Source organism: Halocatena salina (assembly GCF_023115355.1).
Lineage (GTDB): Archaea > Halobacteriota > Halobacteria > Halobacteriales > Haloarculaceae > Halocatena > Halocatena salina.
Window position 1 is genome coordinate 1,032,731 of the sequence record NZ_CP096019.1, and the last position, 13,796, is coordinate 1,046,526.

17 protein-coding genes are annotated in these 13,796 nt (G+C 58.0%); 5 read left to right on the forward strand and 12 right to left on the reverse strand.

What is annotated here, in order from left to right:
* The first annotated feature begins 196 nt into the window (after positions 1-196).
* Entirely contained in the window at positions 197-1,144 is a 948-nt protein-coding gene (locus MW046_RS05260; RefSeq protein WP_247994513.1) for an ABC transporter ATP-binding protein, read from the forward strand.
* Entirely contained in the window at positions 1,141-1,890 is a 750-nt protein-coding gene (locus MW046_RS05265) for an ABC transporter permease (protein ID WP_247994514.1), read from the forward strand. Before MW046_RS05260 ends, MW046_RS05265 begins: the two co-directional genes overlap by 4 nt.
* Before the next feature lie 4 nt (positions 1,891-1,894).
* Here MW046_RS05265 and MW046_RS05270 read toward each other — a convergent pair whose 3' ends face one another.
* On the reverse strand, positions 1,895-2,554 hold the full coding sequence (locus MW046_RS05270) for a DUF420 domain-containing protein (protein ID WP_247994811.1): 660 nt from the start codon (positions 2,552-2,554) through the stop codon (positions 1,895-1,897).
* A 152-nt stretch (positions 2,555-2,706) separates the two neighbouring features.
* Here MW046_RS05270 and MW046_RS05275 point away from each other — a divergent pair, with 152 nt between their 5' ends.
* Together MW046_RS05275 and MW046_RS05280 are read left to right on the forward strand one after the other, a co-directional pair.
* Entirely contained in the window at positions 2,707-3,525 is an 819-nt protein-coding gene (locus MW046_RS05275) for a DUF4097 family beta strand repeat-containing protein (RefSeq protein WP_247994515.1), read from the forward strand.
* Between the two features lie 73 nt (positions 3,526-3,598).
* Complete coding sequence (locus MW046_RS05280) at positions 3,599-4,435, forward strand: proline dehydrogenase family protein (RefSeq protein ID WP_247994516.1); 837 nt, start codon at positions 3,599-3,601, stop codon at positions 4,433-4,435.
* Positions 4,436-4,470: 35 nt separating this feature from the next.
* On the opposite strand, the gene MW046_RS05285 is transcribed toward MW046_RS05280, so the two are convergent.
* The 4 genes from MW046_RS05285 to MW046_RS05300 all read right to left on the reverse strand — a co-directional run bounded on the left by MW046_RS05285 (position 4,471) and on the right by MW046_RS05300 (position 7,420).
* A complete protein-coding gene (locus tag MW046_RS05285) occupies positions 4,471-5,070 on the reverse strand; it encodes a TetR/AcrR family transcriptional regulator (RefSeq protein ID WP_247994517.1) in 600 nt (199 codons plus the stop codon).
* A 112-nt stretch (positions 5,071-5,182) separates the two neighbouring features.
* Positions 5,183-5,779: a DUF7524 family protein gene (locus MW046_RS05290; RefSeq protein ID WP_247994518.1), complete on the reverse strand. Its 597-nt coding sequence runs from the start codon at positions 5,777-5,779 to the stop codon at positions 5,183-5,185.
* Between the two features lie 51 nt (positions 5,780-5,830).
* Entirely contained in the window at positions 5,831-6,025 is a 195-nt protein-coding gene (locus MW046_RS05295) for a methytransferase partner Trm112 (protein WP_247994519.1), read from the reverse strand.
* A gap of 48 nt (positions 6,026-6,073) precedes the next feature.
* On the reverse strand, positions 6,074-7,420 hold the full coding sequence (locus tag MW046_RS05300; protein WP_247994520.1) for an adenylosuccinate synthase: 1,347 nt from the start codon (positions 7,418-7,420) through the stop codon (positions 6,074-6,076).
* A gap of 269 nt (positions 7,421-7,689) precedes the next feature.
* Between MW046_RS05300 and MW046_RS05305 the strand changes: the two genes are divergently transcribed.
* Positions 7,690-7,995 carry a hypothetical protein gene (locus tag MW046_RS05305; protein ID WP_247994521.1) on the forward strand — a complete coding sequence of 102 codons (306 nt, stop codon included), beginning with the start codon at positions 7,690-7,692 and terminating at the stop codon, positions 7,993-7,995.
* Here MW046_RS05305 and MW046_RS05310 read toward each other — a convergent pair whose 3' ends face one another.
* The 7 genes from MW046_RS05310 to MW046_RS05340 all read right to left on the reverse strand — a co-directional run bounded on the left by MW046_RS05310 (position 7,996) and on the right by MW046_RS05340 (position 13,795).
* Positions 7,996-9,519 carry a DUF7527 domain-containing protein gene (locus tag MW046_RS05310; RefSeq protein WP_247994522.1) on the reverse strand — a complete coding sequence of 508 codons (1,524 nt, stop codon included), beginning with the start codon at positions 9,517-9,519 and terminating at the stop codon, positions 7,996-7,998.
* A gap of 159 nt (positions 9,520-9,678) precedes the next feature.
* Positions 9,679-10,125 (reverse strand): hypothetical protein, encoded by a 447-nt coding sequence (locus tag MW046_RS05315; protein WP_247994523.1) that lies wholly within the window; start codon positions 10,123-10,125, stop codon positions 9,679-9,681.
* Positions 10,126-10,229: 104 nt separating this feature from the next.
* On the reverse strand, positions 10,230-11,000 hold the full coding sequence (locus MW046_RS05320) for a cytochrome b family protein (RefSeq protein WP_247994524.1): 771 nt from the start codon (positions 10,998-11,000) through the stop codon (positions 10,230-10,232).
* An 82-nt stretch (positions 11,001-11,082) separates the two neighbouring features.
* On the reverse strand, positions 11,083-11,886 hold the full coding sequence (locus MW046_RS05325) for a cytochrome b (RefSeq protein WP_247994525.1): 804 nt from the start codon (positions 11,884-11,886) through the stop codon (positions 11,083-11,085).
* Between the two features lie 5 nt (positions 11,887-11,891).
* On the reverse strand, positions 11,892-12,782 hold the full coding sequence (locus MW046_RS05330) for a Rieske (2Fe-2S) protein (protein WP_247994526.1): 891 nt from the start codon (positions 12,780-12,782) through the stop codon (positions 11,892-11,894).
* Between the two features lie 6 nt (positions 12,783-12,788).
* Positions 12,789-13,175 carry a DUF7318 family protein gene (locus MW046_RS05335; RefSeq protein WP_247994527.1) on the reverse strand — a complete coding sequence of 129 codons (387 nt, stop codon included), beginning with the start codon at positions 13,173-13,175 and terminating at the stop codon, positions 12,789-12,791.
* The gene (locus MW046_RS05340; protein WP_247994528.1) at positions 13,175-13,795 is read right to left on the reverse strand and encodes a plastocyanin/azurin family copper-binding protein; all 621 of its coding nucleotides are present in this window, start codon (positions 13,793-13,795) and stop codon (positions 13,175-13,177) included. The genes MW046_RS05335 and MW046_RS05340 overlap by 1 nt, the downstream gene beginning before the upstream one ends.
* Position 13,796: the final 1 nt, after the last annotated feature.

A 13,796-nucleotide genomic window follows, 5' to 3' on the forward strand; every position in this document is an offset into this window, starting at 1 on the left:
GCCAGAGAGGCGCGTAGCGCCTCAAGCAGCGAGGAGCGAAGGCTACGAAAATCTTCGATTTTCGCGCTCCCGAAAACGCAGCGCGTTTTCGAGGACTCCTCGGGCAGTCGGCCTGCGGCCGACGACAGCCGGGCTTCGCCGAGCGGAAAAAAGGTGGATCAGAAGCCTTACGCCCGGACCACACCTCGGTTCGGATATGGTTCTAAACGCCGAGAACGTTCGGCGTGAGTATGGGGATACCGTTGCCCTGGATGGGGTGTCGCTCTCCGTCGATCGAGGGACGGTGTTCGCGCTCATCGGTCCGAACGGCGCGGGAAAAACGACGCTCACCCGTTCGCTAACGGGGACGACCGACTACGAAGGCACAGTCGAGCTGTTGGGTGCGCCACCGGAACGGACGGACACCCAGCGGATCGGGCTGCTTCCTCAGTCGTTCGCCCCGCCCGAGCGGCTCACAGCCCGGGAACTCATCGAGTACTACGGGGGGCTGTACGAGGAGGCTCGATCTCCAACGGCAGTGCTCGAAGACGTCGGGCTGACAGACGCGGCGGACACGTGGTACGAGTCGCTTTCGGGCGGACAACAACGGCGGGTCTGTGTCGGAATCGCGCTCGTAAACGATCCTGAGCTGCTCGTGTTGGACGAGCCGACGACGGGGATCGACCCTGCGGGTCGACGCGACCTGTGGCGGCTCCTCGAACGCCTCACCGACGACGGCACAACTGTCGTGCTCACCACCCACTACATGGAGGAAGCCGAATATCTCGCCGACACGGTCGGATTGCTCGCCGACGGATCGCTTGTCGCTACCGGACCACCACAGACGCTGATCGAGGCGTACGGGGGCTCGAATCGGCTGGAAGTCGAACTCGCCAAAAGCGTCGATCCCAACACGGCCGAACGTGCAACCGAACCGATCGGAAACGGCGTCGATACCACCGGCCGTACGCTCACCATCCACGGCGTGACGCCACGTGCGATCGGGGACGTGCTCGACGCGCTCGATGACGCAGGGATCGACTACGACGCGCTGTCGTGGCGACAGCCGGACCTCGAATCAGTGTATCTGGAGTTGACCGGGACGTCTCGTACTGAGACACCCGCATCTAACGCCGACCGAACGGAGGAGAGTACGACACCATGACGATCATACGCCGCGTTCGCGCCGAGACGATAGCCGCGTTCCGAGCGTTCGTCCGCAGACGGACGGCTGTATTTTTCACGTTTTTCTTTCCCGTTATTATTATACTCATCTTCGGTGCGCTCGTTCAGACCCAACCGACCGGTGGCGGGCTGTTCGCACAACCGCCCGCGTACTACGTGCCCGGCTATCTCGCGGTCGTTGTGCTGTTCACGCCGCTTTCCCGGGTCGGGAGCTCAGTCGCGCGTCACCGCGAGGGCAACCGCTTCGAGAAACTTGCAACGACGCCACTCTCGCGTGCAGAGTGGTTGCTCGCCCATACCCTCGTCAACGTCGGAATCATCGGCGTCGCGAGCCTCATCATACTTGGGTTGGTGGTAACCATCACGGGAGCGACGATCACGTTTTCGTGGCTGCTCGTTCCGTTTATCGTCCTTGGAGTGGCGTTGTTCTGTGGTTTCGGAGCCGTGTTGGGTTCCATTGCCGATTCCCAAGACGGCGTCATCGCCGCGAGCAACACGATCGCACTCCCGTTGTTGTTCCTCTCAGAAACGTTCATCACGCCGTCACTGCTCCCGACGTGGTTCCAACCGGCGCTCAATCTCTCGCCGCTTTCATATTTTGCGCGTGGCGTGCGAGCCGCGACGATGGGACCGGTAGCAGACGCCTACGGCAATCTCCTCGTTCTCGCCGTGTTGACGCTGTTGTTCGTCGCAGTGGGAGCGGTCGCACTCCCACGAACCGATTGACGCATTACCGCATTTCCAGACGAGGCACCGCCAACAACAGGAGTACTTCTGTGGCCTCGCGTGGCACCCACCCGTAGACGTGGTTCAACATGTAATACGTGACGATCCCGAGCGCGAGACTGACCGACCACGAAATGACGGCGATGCGTCCGACTCGGGCGTGAGCGGTGTCGACGAGTTCAGCGGGCGTGTGCGTGAGACCCAAGACGACGGCGTACAGCACCACGGGGACCGCCACCACCGAGAGAAGAATATGGACAGCGAGCATGAGGAGATACAGCGGTCTGATGATCGACCCGTACGCCGCGAGAAACTGCCCGTCGCTGATCTGAATACTCTTTTCGAACCCGCCGCCAACTTTCCACAGATAAAGCACCAGAAACACACAGATGAGCGCGAACGCGAACAACATCGCAGTGCGGTGTCGAGACACCTGATCGGTCCGGATGAAATACCAGCCTGTGAGCAACGACACCAGCGCGAACGAGTTCACGACTGCGATGAGATCCGAAAAGAGGAGGACAGTCTCTTCGGAAAGGGATGGAAACAGCGGGATGAACCCCCCGAACGCACCCAACACCAGCGCGTATCCGAGCAAGGAGAGCACACCCGTGATGGCTTTCGGGTGGTCTTTCACGATTCGACGACGGGTTGTGGCGGCCATACCGATCGTTCGATCAGCAGGGTTTTGGCCGCTTCGTTTCACGTTCTACGACCGCCTCGCTCTTGCCCATGTGGGCGTATCCACTCGGAACAAAAACCAGTTCATCCTATTATTTCAGTAGAGTTTTTCACTGATAAATCGTATGTTCGTGTATGGAGCGCAGAGCGTTCATCACTGGGATTACGGCTGGCGTAGGGATGTTCGGCGGATGTCTATCAACGTTGCAAGTCAACGACGGCAACGGGATTCGAACGACGCGGACGGAACGACGGAGCCATGATGTCGGTTCGAAAACGAGATTGCGGGTTCATAATCCCAACGGCTCAGTGACCGTAACAGGTCATGAGGAGACCACAGCGACGATCGACATCGAGATCCGTGGTCCGACAGAACGGTCGGTCGAGGCGGTGTCGGTGAAGACGGATCGTTCCGACGACCAACTCGCGGTGGTGACGGGATACGATCACACGAACGCCGAGCGGGCAGACGTGTCGTTGACAGTCAACTACCCGAACGAGGCACCGATCGAGCGACTCCGGACGACCAACGGTTCCATCGAGGTACGGGATACAGCCGGCGATCCTGAGCTTACGAGCCAAAGCGGAAACCTCTCGATCGAAAATGTCGATGGAACGGTCGCGCTCTCGACGAACAACGGTTCGATCACTGCACGCGACATCGGTGGGCTTAGAAACGCAACGGCGTCGAACGGATCGATCGAGATCGACGTCCCATCGATCACGGGCGACGTGGCCGTCCGTACGGACAATGGCGGGATCGACGCCGCGCTGGGACAGGACCTCAACGCAGCCATCACAGCGACCACTAGCCATACTCCCATCGACTTACACGGGGTGACGCTCGCCAAAGACGGCCCGACGACCGTTTCGGGCACGCTGGGAGATGGGATGCACACGCTCACCTTCGAGACGAACAACGGTTCGATCGATCTCCGACAGCTGTCGGCGTAAGAATCCATCGATGGAATAGCATCCACTGAGAGGAATCAGTGAGGATATGTGTGGTACGGCAGTAATTGCCGCCATGATCCCACCTATTGCGAGTCGGTTTGTGGCTGGGGAAACTCAAGCGGAGGCGCTCGAACACGCGCGTCAGTCGCGTGAACAGGGGATATACACCATTTGTAACGTGCTTGGAGAGCATTATCACGATCGAGCGGCGGCCAGTGAGGATGTGGATCGCTACCGACAGCTGTGTCGGGATATCGGACGGACGGACCTCAAAGCGTGTATCTCCGTCAAGCCGACACAGATCGGGCTTGGGATCGATGAATCGACGTTTCAGGACAATCTCGGTACCATCGTGGAAACCGCCCGGGATATGGGAGTGTTCGTCTGGATCGATATGGAGGATCGGACGACGACGGACGCAACCCTGGACGCGTTCGAGCGGTTCGTCACAGAGTACCCCGAGATGGGCGTCTGCGTCCAAGCGAATCTCCGGCGCACCGAAGAGGATCTCCACCGCCTCGTCGATCTTCCTGGGACGATCAGACTTGTTAAGGGTGCTTACGACGAACCGGAAGCCGTCGCCTACACCGACCGATCGGCGGTGAACGAACAGTATCGTACCCACCTCAAATATCTGTTTTCAGAGACGAGCGCCGGGGCGGTCGCCGTCGGGAGTCACGATCCCCAGATGATCGACCGTGCTATCGAACTCCACGACGCCTACGGGACCGCATTTGAGATACAGATGCTTATGGGGGTCCGGGAGGATGCACAGACCGAACTCGCGGAGGAATACGACGTTTACCAGTACGTTCCATACGGCGAAAAATGGGCGTCCTATTTTTTCCGGCGTGTTATCGAACGCCGAGAAAACCTCTCGTTCGCGCTCCGAGCGATCCTAGAGCGGTAACGGTAATCGATCGGACGGCGGGACTCCGTTGTCAGTTATTCGTCGCTGTGCTCCATTTCGGACGCTACCAGAACTTGCTCCGTGAGATACGTCCGAAGCCGATGGCGTGCCGTTTCCAGCGAGGCACCGACGGTAACGTTACGGAGTTGCGCACCGTTGATGTGCTCGACCAGAAACGCGGCCGTATCCTCCGGTTCGATCTCGTCGTCGACGACACCGTGATCGATCCCTCTCTGGAGTATTGAACGGAGTCGATCGAAAATGAGCTGATCGAATTCCGTCAGTCGTTCGCGGTAGGCCTCATCGTACGGCGCTTGTGCTTTGATTTCGAGAAGCGCTGTTTGGAACTCCTTCTGTCCGTCCCCCCGTGGAGTGAGCCGATCCTCGACGAACGTAACGAGTTGTGTTGCCGGATCGTCACCGCAGTCGGCTCCGATGTCTGCCTCGAACTGCTCGTAAAGATGCTCTAAGAACGCGACGAGAAGATCGTGTTTGCTCTCATAATGGTAGTGAAGTGCTGCTTTGCTTTTGGTCGATTCGTCCGCGATATCTTGCATCCGGAGCGACGCGTAGCCGTGCTTACACAACGCCCGGTAAGTCGCTCCCATCAGTTCCTCCGTGGTGTCCTCAGACATTGTTGTCGCAGTAACTGACTAGCCAGTTAAACCGCGTCATCACTAACTGGCCAGTCAGTTAAATGTGTTGTGGAATTGGATAGCAGTGTATCCTCACTCAAAACGATCGGAATCAATCGGACAGTTGCACGATCACGATCGTCCCGGCGAAGATCGCCAACATGCCGAGAACGATCCGCAATCCGCCAGCAACGAGGACAGAGGAGAAGGCGAGTGCGATAGCGATCGTTCCGAACACCACCGCTGGCAGCGCCCGTCGTATCGTCTGTTCGTCGATGGTCGGTTGTGCCCCGGGCGGTGACGGAGAGGGGGCCGGCCCCGATCCGTTCGTCCGGCGCGGACGACGCGATCCCGACAGCGTCGAATCGACGTTGACTGACGAATGATCTGGTGGGGTCGGTTCGATGGAGACCGGAACGAACCGCTTTTCGCTGCCGTATGCAGTCGCAACAGTCAACTCACCCTCAACTGCTACGCCCGATGAAACCGGAATCGTAAGCGAGAGCGTTTCCCCCTGTTCGATGTAGTAGTTAGTTGCGTCGAGATTCGCCACCTCTGACAAGTCCGCGTCGAGATTGAGGTACACGTGGGTCGACTCACCGTGATTCCGTAGGACGACATCGAACGCTCCTTGTGTCTCGAACTTCTCAGGAACCCTGAGCGTGTGCATCCCTTCGGGATTGACATCGACGGTGAGACTACCCTGCACGGGTTACTTAAATGGGTGTGGGCGTAAAAAAAGTACAGGTTCAGGCACGCCTCACTCTCTCATGTCAGGCGGCAACAAGTTCGGGATTCCATCATTGATCGGATACTCCGTGCCACATTCGGTACAGACGAGTTCTCCGTCGATGATTTCCGTCTCCGTTTGGTTCGGTTCCTTTTGGGTCACCTCGAGTTCGAGCGCTTCTTTGTCAAGAGGACAACACAGGATGTCCATTAGCGTCTCCTTCATACTTGTTCACTCGACGCTTCGACGCAAAAGCGTGCCGGGTCGGGACGATTAAAACGGGGTTTCGCAGACGATCGTTTCTGATCGGCCCGGGCCGACACCGACCGCGTAGATCGGCGTCGACAACTCCTCACTGATGTAGTCGAGATACGTCCGTGCAGCGTCGGGGAGCGACTCGTATCCCTGTTCGACGACAGCGGAATCGATTTCGGGCCAGCCCTCGAACGTCTTCGTCACGACCGCACACTGCCCCCATCGTTCGGTGGTCGATGGCATCGAATACAGTGTCTCCCCATCGAGTTCGTAGGCGTGGCCGACCTGAACCTCCTCCAACCCTGCGAGTACGTCGAGATGGTTCACGGCGAGTCCGGTGAATCCGTTCGCTCGTGCCGCGTGTCGGAGCATCGGCATGTCGAGCCAGCCGACGCGGCGCGGCCGACCCGTGACAGTTCCGTATTCCCCACCTTCGTCCCGAATGTACGTAGCAACGTCACTGGCCGCCGTATCTCCGCCGTCAGAGGGGGTTTGTCCCTCGACGTGTCCGAGTTCCGTCGGAAGCGGTCCGGTGCCGACGCGAGAAAGATACGCCTTCACGATGCCGACGATCTCCCCGTTGCCGACCGTCGCTGGTCCAAGCCCTGTCCCCGCCGGTGCACCGGTTGCAGTGGTATTGGAGGACGTAACGTAGGGATAGATGCCGTGATCGATATCGATAGCGGTTCCCTGTGCACCCTCTAGCATGACAGTTGCGCCGTCATCGATCTTCGAAGAAAGAAACTCTCCACCGTTGATTACCATCTCCCTGTTTTCGAGCCGCTGAGCGAAGCCCCGACACGTTTCATACAAGTGATCGACGTCGAACGCTTCGCCCGGATCGATGCCGTACACCTCCGTTGCGAGCGCCCGGTTGTGAGAGACAGCGTAGTCGAGCCGTTTGCGGAGTACTTCCGGATCGAGCAGATCCCCGACGCGGATGCCCCGGCGGCCCGCTTTGTCCTCGTACGTCGGCCCGATTCCTCGGCCGGTCGTTCCCGCTGCAAGATCGTCTTTCGCTTCCTCTTCGATGCCATCAAGCACGCGGTGGTAGGGCAAAATCACGTGGGCGCGCGCGGCGATCCGAACGTCCGGCTCCAACCCGCGCTCTCTGAGGGCGTCGATCTCCTCAAACAGCGTCGCCAGATTGACGACACAGCCGTTGCCGAGCACTCCCGTAGTACCACGAACAACCCCACTCGGAACGAGCGAGAGTTTGTACGTCTCGCCGTCGTGCACGACGGTGTGGCCCGCGTTGTCCCCACCTTGGTATCGAACGACGACATCCGCGGAATCGCCGTACAGATCGACGATACCGCCCTTGCCCTCGTCGCCTAGCTGTGAGCCGACGATGGTTACAGTCATACGCGGACGTTCCTGCCACCGCGCTAAACAGATTTCGATACCAGCGTCACCTACTACCGTGTGCGAAAACACTCCGTGCGTTCTCCCTGATTGTGATCGATTTAAACGTTCCCGAACCGTCCGTACGATCGAGTGGCTTGTTCGTGGCTCGCGGCCGATCGGTAGTCCGAACCACAACCGGTATACCGGGGAGGAAACACCACACGACAACTAGGTTTTTCGAGAAGACAGCAACATTTAAAAGCATCAAACACAAGTTAACAAGTGCCATGATAGATAGACTGGAGAAGGAAGTCGATATGCTGGAACGGCACTTACAGGTGCTGAAAATGGTCATCACGAACGAGCCGATCGGAATCGTAAAGATGTCCAACGAGACCGGCTATCCCCACCACAAGGTGCGGTATTCGCTTCGCGTTCTCGAAGAGGAGGATCTGATCGAGCCATCGAGCCAAGGAGCGATCACCACCGATCGGACCGAGGAGTTCGTCAGCGATCTCGACGGAAAACTCGATGAGATCACTGAGAAGCTCAGCGGAATGAAAATCGACGAGGTCGCGGAAGTAGAAGGATAATCAGAGATCCGGCATCGCAACGTGGAACTGCCGCTGGCGTGCTTCGACGAGACAGAGGTGGAATCCGCTCTTTCTGGAGAGGCGGACGTAGTTCGCCCGACTAGAACTGCTAAACAATCCCCCCCCACCGGCAGTAGCGTCGTCGGCGACCGTGAGCGCATCAGATTCGAAGTAACTCGTGGTAACGAGCAGTGCGCCTGTCACTGGCCACTGGCTCGCCGCCACGCTCGCGTCGTCGAGTAACGTTTCTAGTTCCGACTCAGTGGTTGGTTCGTTCGAATCGTGGATGTTGACCACCAACAGCGGATCACCCCGCTTGTCGAAACAGACGATGTCGAAGTAGATCGACGTGCCGTCAACGGTGTTGCGCGCGTGAAGTGCTGCCCGGTCGATATCCGGGAGGTAGTCGTACAGTTCAGCCAAATCGTCCTCGTACCCCGCGTTGTAGATGACGTGAAGCAGATCTCGGACGATCCACGAGACGACATCGAACTCGATGGAGTCAGTGAGAAACTGTTCGAACGGTTCGTCTTCGACGACCGTGTTTTCGGCGTCGAAGCTCGTGTGGTGTTCGAGCGTGAGGTTGTCGTTTACCTCCTCTGGGGGAGCCTCCCCGTGATACGCGTCGGTGAGCGTCGCCCGGTTTTGGGTATGATACCGGACGAACAACGAAGTCCCTGACAGTGCTTTCTCGGGAACCAGCTCCGTCGTATCACGGGATGTCGAGGACGACGTAGTTGAGGATGGTGACGCCGATTCGAGTTCGTTGATCTGCTCTTGTAACCGCGAAATCCGTGTGTTGAGATGGTCCCGCTCTTCAAGCAGGTTGTCCCGTTCGGTCTCAAGCGCGTCGCGTTCGCGTTCGAGCGCGGTAATGCGTCGTCGAAGATCCTCGACGCTTTCGCTTGCACCATCGGTTACCAGACGCTCTGACTGTCCCGGAAGCGCGCTAGGTGACGTATCAGAAGCCGATTCGCTCGTCTTCGGCTTCGAGACCGGGGCTGGAGCGATGGGAGCGACCGCGACTGTGTACTCGCCGGTGATAGTGTGACCGATGGTATCGGCCTGTTCGTTGGTTAAAAACCGATCCTCGGTTCCGACGAACGCGACACTCTCCGATCCAGTTTGATCGTACACGACGTAGTATTCGTCCCCACCGGAGGACAGTTGAAGATAGCCGATGTACTCCTGACGACCGTTCCAATCGTCAAACGCGTTGGTTTGGTTCTTGATCGGAACCCGCGAAGTGTGGTGAGAGCTACTCCGAACGGGTTCTTGTTCTAACATCGAAAAAAGCACCGGAAGGACCGGATCAGGACTGATGTAAATCGTTCCGATAGATGTTATCTCATCGACATCACCGTCGAAGACACCGACACTTTGGCCCTTGGACATGAGTATCCATGCGCCAGCGTGTACGGCCCCGCTGAATCCGGCACTCGCCAGGTCACGCAGTCCAACTTCCCCCTGTGTGAACTGACGGGAGGGCCAACTCTCGATTCGTTCCACCGTGCGCCTCTGCATATCCGTGTATTATCGGCCAAGAACAAATACTTTGCAAAGCAGCACTGGTCCAGCCCCCCCTCGTAGCTTCTAGCTGTTTCCCGTGTCGATCAGTGTTGGACGCGGCTCAGGTGATCGCTTGTCGTCGGAAAAGCGGATGTGACGCCCCGTTCCTGTCGGTCACGATCGCGTGTCGATGTACGAGGACGGCCGACAGCGATAGGACAGCTCCCGTTCGACTGGTTGGGGCAACCCATTCCACCTCGCTTGGGAGATGAGGTCACGCTCCCCGACGGCGACGACCCACTCCGTGATACTCGTTCGACGACCCTCTATCAGCAACGGATACTCCTTGACGCGCAGTACCCGATCGACCGGAAACTGCCGATAGCCGTTTCCAACGTCGATATCGACCGGACCGTTTTCGAATCCCGTAGAAAAGTCGCTCGTCGAATCAACAAGTATGTGATACAGATACAGCTGATACACTGTATCATCCGAATACACCGACGTACTGTCTCGCCCGATTTCAATGATCCGGTGTGTGATCCCATCCAGCCGTATGCGCTTGGTGTTTTCTGCCTCCCGGTTCGACTGGTCAGACTGCTGGTTAGTGCTCGTACTCACGATCCGATCATCGAGCGGGAACGCTCGGTTACAACGTATTTCAGCCAAGTAATATTAGTTTAACGGAAATTGTACCGTTCACACACCAACGCGAAACCGATCGTCTACCGGGGTGGTCGGAGTCGATAGTATCGTCGATTCAACTCGTACATGTACCCTTCGCGCATGGTTTTGAGCACCGCGTAGGTCAGACAGCCGATGACGATCGGGAGCAAGAATGTCAGGTCAAAGAGGAGATGGGGCGGCATCATCGTCGGCATGAGGTTTTTGACCGAGAGCGCGGCGATCGTGATCGAGAAGATCACGCCAGCCATTCCGACAGCGGCCCAAAACGGCTGCTCGACGGGACGGCGCGCCGATCCTTTGTTCAGGAACGGGACGATGGCGATGAAGCCGACGACGACGAGGTTCGCAAGCACTCCGTAGGTACGATCGGACATCAGCTTCTCCCCGCCCAGTATCGTCAGCTCGGGATTGATCCCACCGAGCTTGAGCAGTCCGAACGACCAATACAGATACCAGTCCGGAAGGATGACCTCCGGCGTCTGGGCGGAGTTCGCCGGAGCCTCTAGGTGGGGTGGCATGGTCGCCGAGAGAAAGAGGATCATACCGACGAAAAACGAGGCGATGGCGAGATTGCGGATCGTTTCGTGGGGCCAGGAGGGAAAGCCAAGCACGTCACGCTCGATGTAGCTCGACTCGGTCCGAAGGTCCTGATCCTCACGGCGAGCACGTTCAAAATACTCGTAGGTCAGCCGGGACAACCCCTGTGTACGACCCTTCCGATCGCTCCACGTCGGGGTTTCGTCGTCCGGGGCGACGATGCCGGTTCCGTCCGTCCGGATGACATCGTCAGTGGAGTCACTCTCGGTCATTGTTCGTTATCTGGAGTTACCATCGCGCTACCTTCAACGTTTTGTTAGTCCGATCGGATAATCTGAGATAGCAATCGACCGATCAGTGCGGTTCCGCGATACCTTGCATCCAGACGATCCCGATGTGGATGGCGATCAGGGCCGTCACGATGAACGGCAACAAGAACACGTGCATGATGTACATCCGTTGGAGTGTCGCGGGATTGGGAGTAAACCCACCGAAGATGAGGTTTGCCACCCACTCACCTAACAGTGGTATCGACAGCGCCATCTCGACGCCGATCTGGCTGGCCCAGTAGGCGAGCTGGTCCCACGTCAATAGATAGCCGGAATACCCGAACACCAGCGTGAGCGAGATGAGCACGATACCGAGCAACCAGTTGAGTTCTCGTGGCTCTTTGTACGCGCCCGTGAAGTACACCCGGAGCATGTGCAAGAACACTGCGGCGGTCATCACTTGGGCCGACCACCGGTGAATACTCCTGAGCATGTACCCGAAGTTCAGATCCATCATGATGAACTCGAGCTGTCGGTAAGCCATCTCCGGGTCGCCACCCGCACCGGTGGCACCGGGCGTATAGTAAAATCCGAGCAACGCGCCGCTGAACGCGGCGACGAGATACGCCAACAACGAGAAAAAGCCGAGCGAGTACAGCGGATACCAGTACCAAAACTTGTTGTCGAGGTTGTACTGCTCGGTGTGGCTCTTTGGCATCTGGAGGTTGACCTTATAATAGAGGTTCTCTAACAGCTCCAGATAGTCGACGACGCGAAACCGCTTGTCGAGCCACATGAGCGTTGTGAGATACCCACGTTCGACAGGTGTGAGGTCCTTGTTTTCCAACCAAGCTTCGTGGTCGTGGTCGTCTCGAGGTTCCAAACTCATCTCACTTACTCTCCTCCACTGCCGCCGCTGTCTTCCGACTCACTGCTGCTGTCATCGGCCGGCCGGGGAAGCGACGTAAAGGTCGTTTCGATGATGCTGAACGGATTGTACACGGACTGGTGGCACTGACAATACACCTCGTTTTCAGCGCCGAAGCGAGCACTACCCTCAAACGCCTTGTAGCCGGGCACACAACAGAAGTGAGTGCACTTGTTGAGCCACGCGATGACGCCCTGATCCGTGCTCGCCTCCAACCACTGGTCGTTTTTGGCCATCTCCTCGATCCGTTTGCTCCGCAGCACTTGAACCGGGATCGAAGTTTCGGTGTTTTGCGACCGCCACGTTGCGTCAGCGGGCTTTCCGAGACCGCTTTTGCCGATGTCGTTGCCCCAGTCCTCGTAATCGCTGAAATTGTCGATCGTGAGGGGATCACCGCCCGACAGTTCGCTGCTCTGCCATTCGTAGTTGGGGCTCGGCGCTGACTTGAAAACGTTGTCCTGATCGGCTTCAGGATCGATCCCTTCGTAGGTTTGGACGCCGCAGTACTGGAACCACTCCGTGGAGTAGGTAACACCGCCGATGTTGGTTTCCGCGACAGTGATCGTCTTCCCTCCTTGCTGAACCTCCTTTGGCTCGGGCCATCGACCGATGATCTCGCCGTTATTCCCGATCTCGATCGGGATCTGGGGCATGCCACGGGGGGCCGGACCGCCCGTGTTCTCGATCGCTCGGTACTTCGTAAGACCACCACCTTCACCCGACGAGGACGTGAGCGAGGTCGTTGCGACGCCGGTACCGGTCGCAACCGCGCCCAGCGATGCCGCACCAACGACTCCTTTCACGAACCGTCTACGACCCGTCTCAGCCGGATACTTGTCGTTATCTCGTTGTGCCATACGTATTCACCGTTTGTAGTACGGATACACTGCTCGTTTCATGCTCTCCCAAACGTTAACGTCAGAAGACTGCCCCTCCATATCTTCTTCTTCGACGTACAGATCTTCCCACTTGCGCCGTCGTTTTTTGACGACCATCACGTCCGGAAGGAATTCTTTTCTGTACAACAGAAGAATGAACGAGAGATCGACGAAGATGAGCGTGAGCAAGCCACCCAAAAACATGTTTCCGTAGGGATCGAGCCCCCACCCAGTAGCGAGTCCGTAGGTGAACATCCCCACGAACACGACTTCGAACACAGTGAGAAGGACGATCGCGATCGCCGCTGCTGTGCTTTCTCTGGGCGGTTCGTACCGATGGATCGCGCCGTAGCTGCTATCACCGGATGGCATTAGCTGTTCCCTCCTTTGGTGTGTGCGCTCTCACCGTATTTGAGTAGATAGAACGTGAACACGAGCGACGTCGTCATCATCAGCCCTGCTCCAAAGCCCACGTAGTGGGGTTGGATCGGAACGCCCATCTCATCAGGTTCGACCTCCTGGGCGGCAGCCGGTGATTTGTGAGGAACTTCACCGACGGCGAGCGCGCCTAACATTCCCATCCCTTTGTGCGGTTGGCAGAAATAGGGGATCACGCCCTCTTCATCGGCAGTGTACTCGAAGGTGCCTTCACTTTTGATCTCACTTTTGAACTGCCCGTCTTCGGCTTGGACGTTGTGACCCGGACCTTCCCACTCCCAGATGATCTTCGTACCGGGATCGACGTGGACCGCCACGGGATCGAAGTTGTTCGAGCTGCCCGGACCGACCGCGATGGTGACTTCCCCTTGCCCGGTCTTATCGGCCGTGCTACCGCTACTCCAGCCGTTGGCGTCGTCCAAATACCCACCGTAGTCGATCGGACCTGAGCCACCACCACCCTCCTGAGCGGCGGCTGGTCCGGCAACTGCAGATGTCGCAGCCGCGGTCCCCGCAGCGCCGCCGGCTGTGCGGAGAAATTCCCGTCTGTTCATA

Coding starts and splice junctions, on each gene's coding strand:
- MW046_RS05260 (WP_247994513.1), top strand. CDS start 197: ATGGTTCTAAACGCCGAGAACGTTCGGCGTGAGTATGGGGATACCGTT.
- MW046_RS05265 (WP_247994514.1), top strand. CDS start 1,141: ATGACGATCATACGCCGCGTTCGCGCCGAGACGATAGCCGCGTTCCGA.
- MW046_RS05270 (WP_247994811.1), bottom strand. CDS start 2,554: ATGGCCGCCACAACCCGTCGTCGAATCGTGAAAGACCACCCGAAAGCC.
- MW046_RS05275 (WP_247994515.1), top strand. CDS start 2,707: ATGGAGCGCAGAGCGTTCATCACTGGGATTACGGCTGGCGTAGGGATG.
- MW046_RS05280 (WP_247994516.1), top strand. CDS start 3,599: ATGATCCCACCTATTGCGAGTCGGTTTGTGGCTGGGGAAACTCAAGCG.
- MW046_RS05285 (WP_247994517.1), bottom strand. CDS start 5,070: ATGTCTGAGGACACCACGGAGGAACTGATGGGAGCGACTTACCGGGCG.
- MW046_RS05295 (WP_247994519.1), bottom strand. CDS start 6,025: ATGAAGGAGACGCTAATGGACATCCTGTGTTGTCCTCTTGACAAAGAA.
- MW046_RS05300 (WP_247994520.1), bottom strand. CDS start 7,420: ATGACTGTAACCATCGTCGGCTCACAGCTAGGCGACGAGGGCAAGGGC.
- MW046_RS05305 (WP_247994521.1), top strand. CDS start 7,690: ATGATAGATAGACTGGAGAAGGAAGTCGATATGCTGGAACGGCACTTA.
- MW046_RS05310 (WP_247994522.1), bottom strand. CDS start 9,519: ATGCAGAGGCGCACGGTGGAACGAATCGAGAGTTGGCCCTCCCGTCAG.
- MW046_RS05320 (WP_247994524.1), bottom strand. CDS start 11,000: ATGACCGAGAGTGACTCCACTGACGATGTCATCCGGACGGACGGAACC.
- MW046_RS05325 (WP_247994525.1), bottom strand. CDS start 11,886: ATGAGTTTGGAACCTCGAGACGACCACGACCACGAAGCTTGGTTGGAA.
- MW046_RS05330 (WP_247994526.1), bottom strand. CDS start 12,782: ATGGCACAACGAGATAACGACAAGTATCCGGCTGAGACGGGTCGTAGA.
- MW046_RS05335 (WP_247994527.1), bottom strand. CDS start 13,175: ATGCCATCCGGTGATAGCAGCTACGGCGCGATCCATCGGTACGAACCG.
- MW046_RS05340 (WP_247994528.1), bottom strand. CDS start 13,795: ATGAACAGACGGGAATTTCTCCGCACAGCCGGCGGCGCTGCGGGGACC.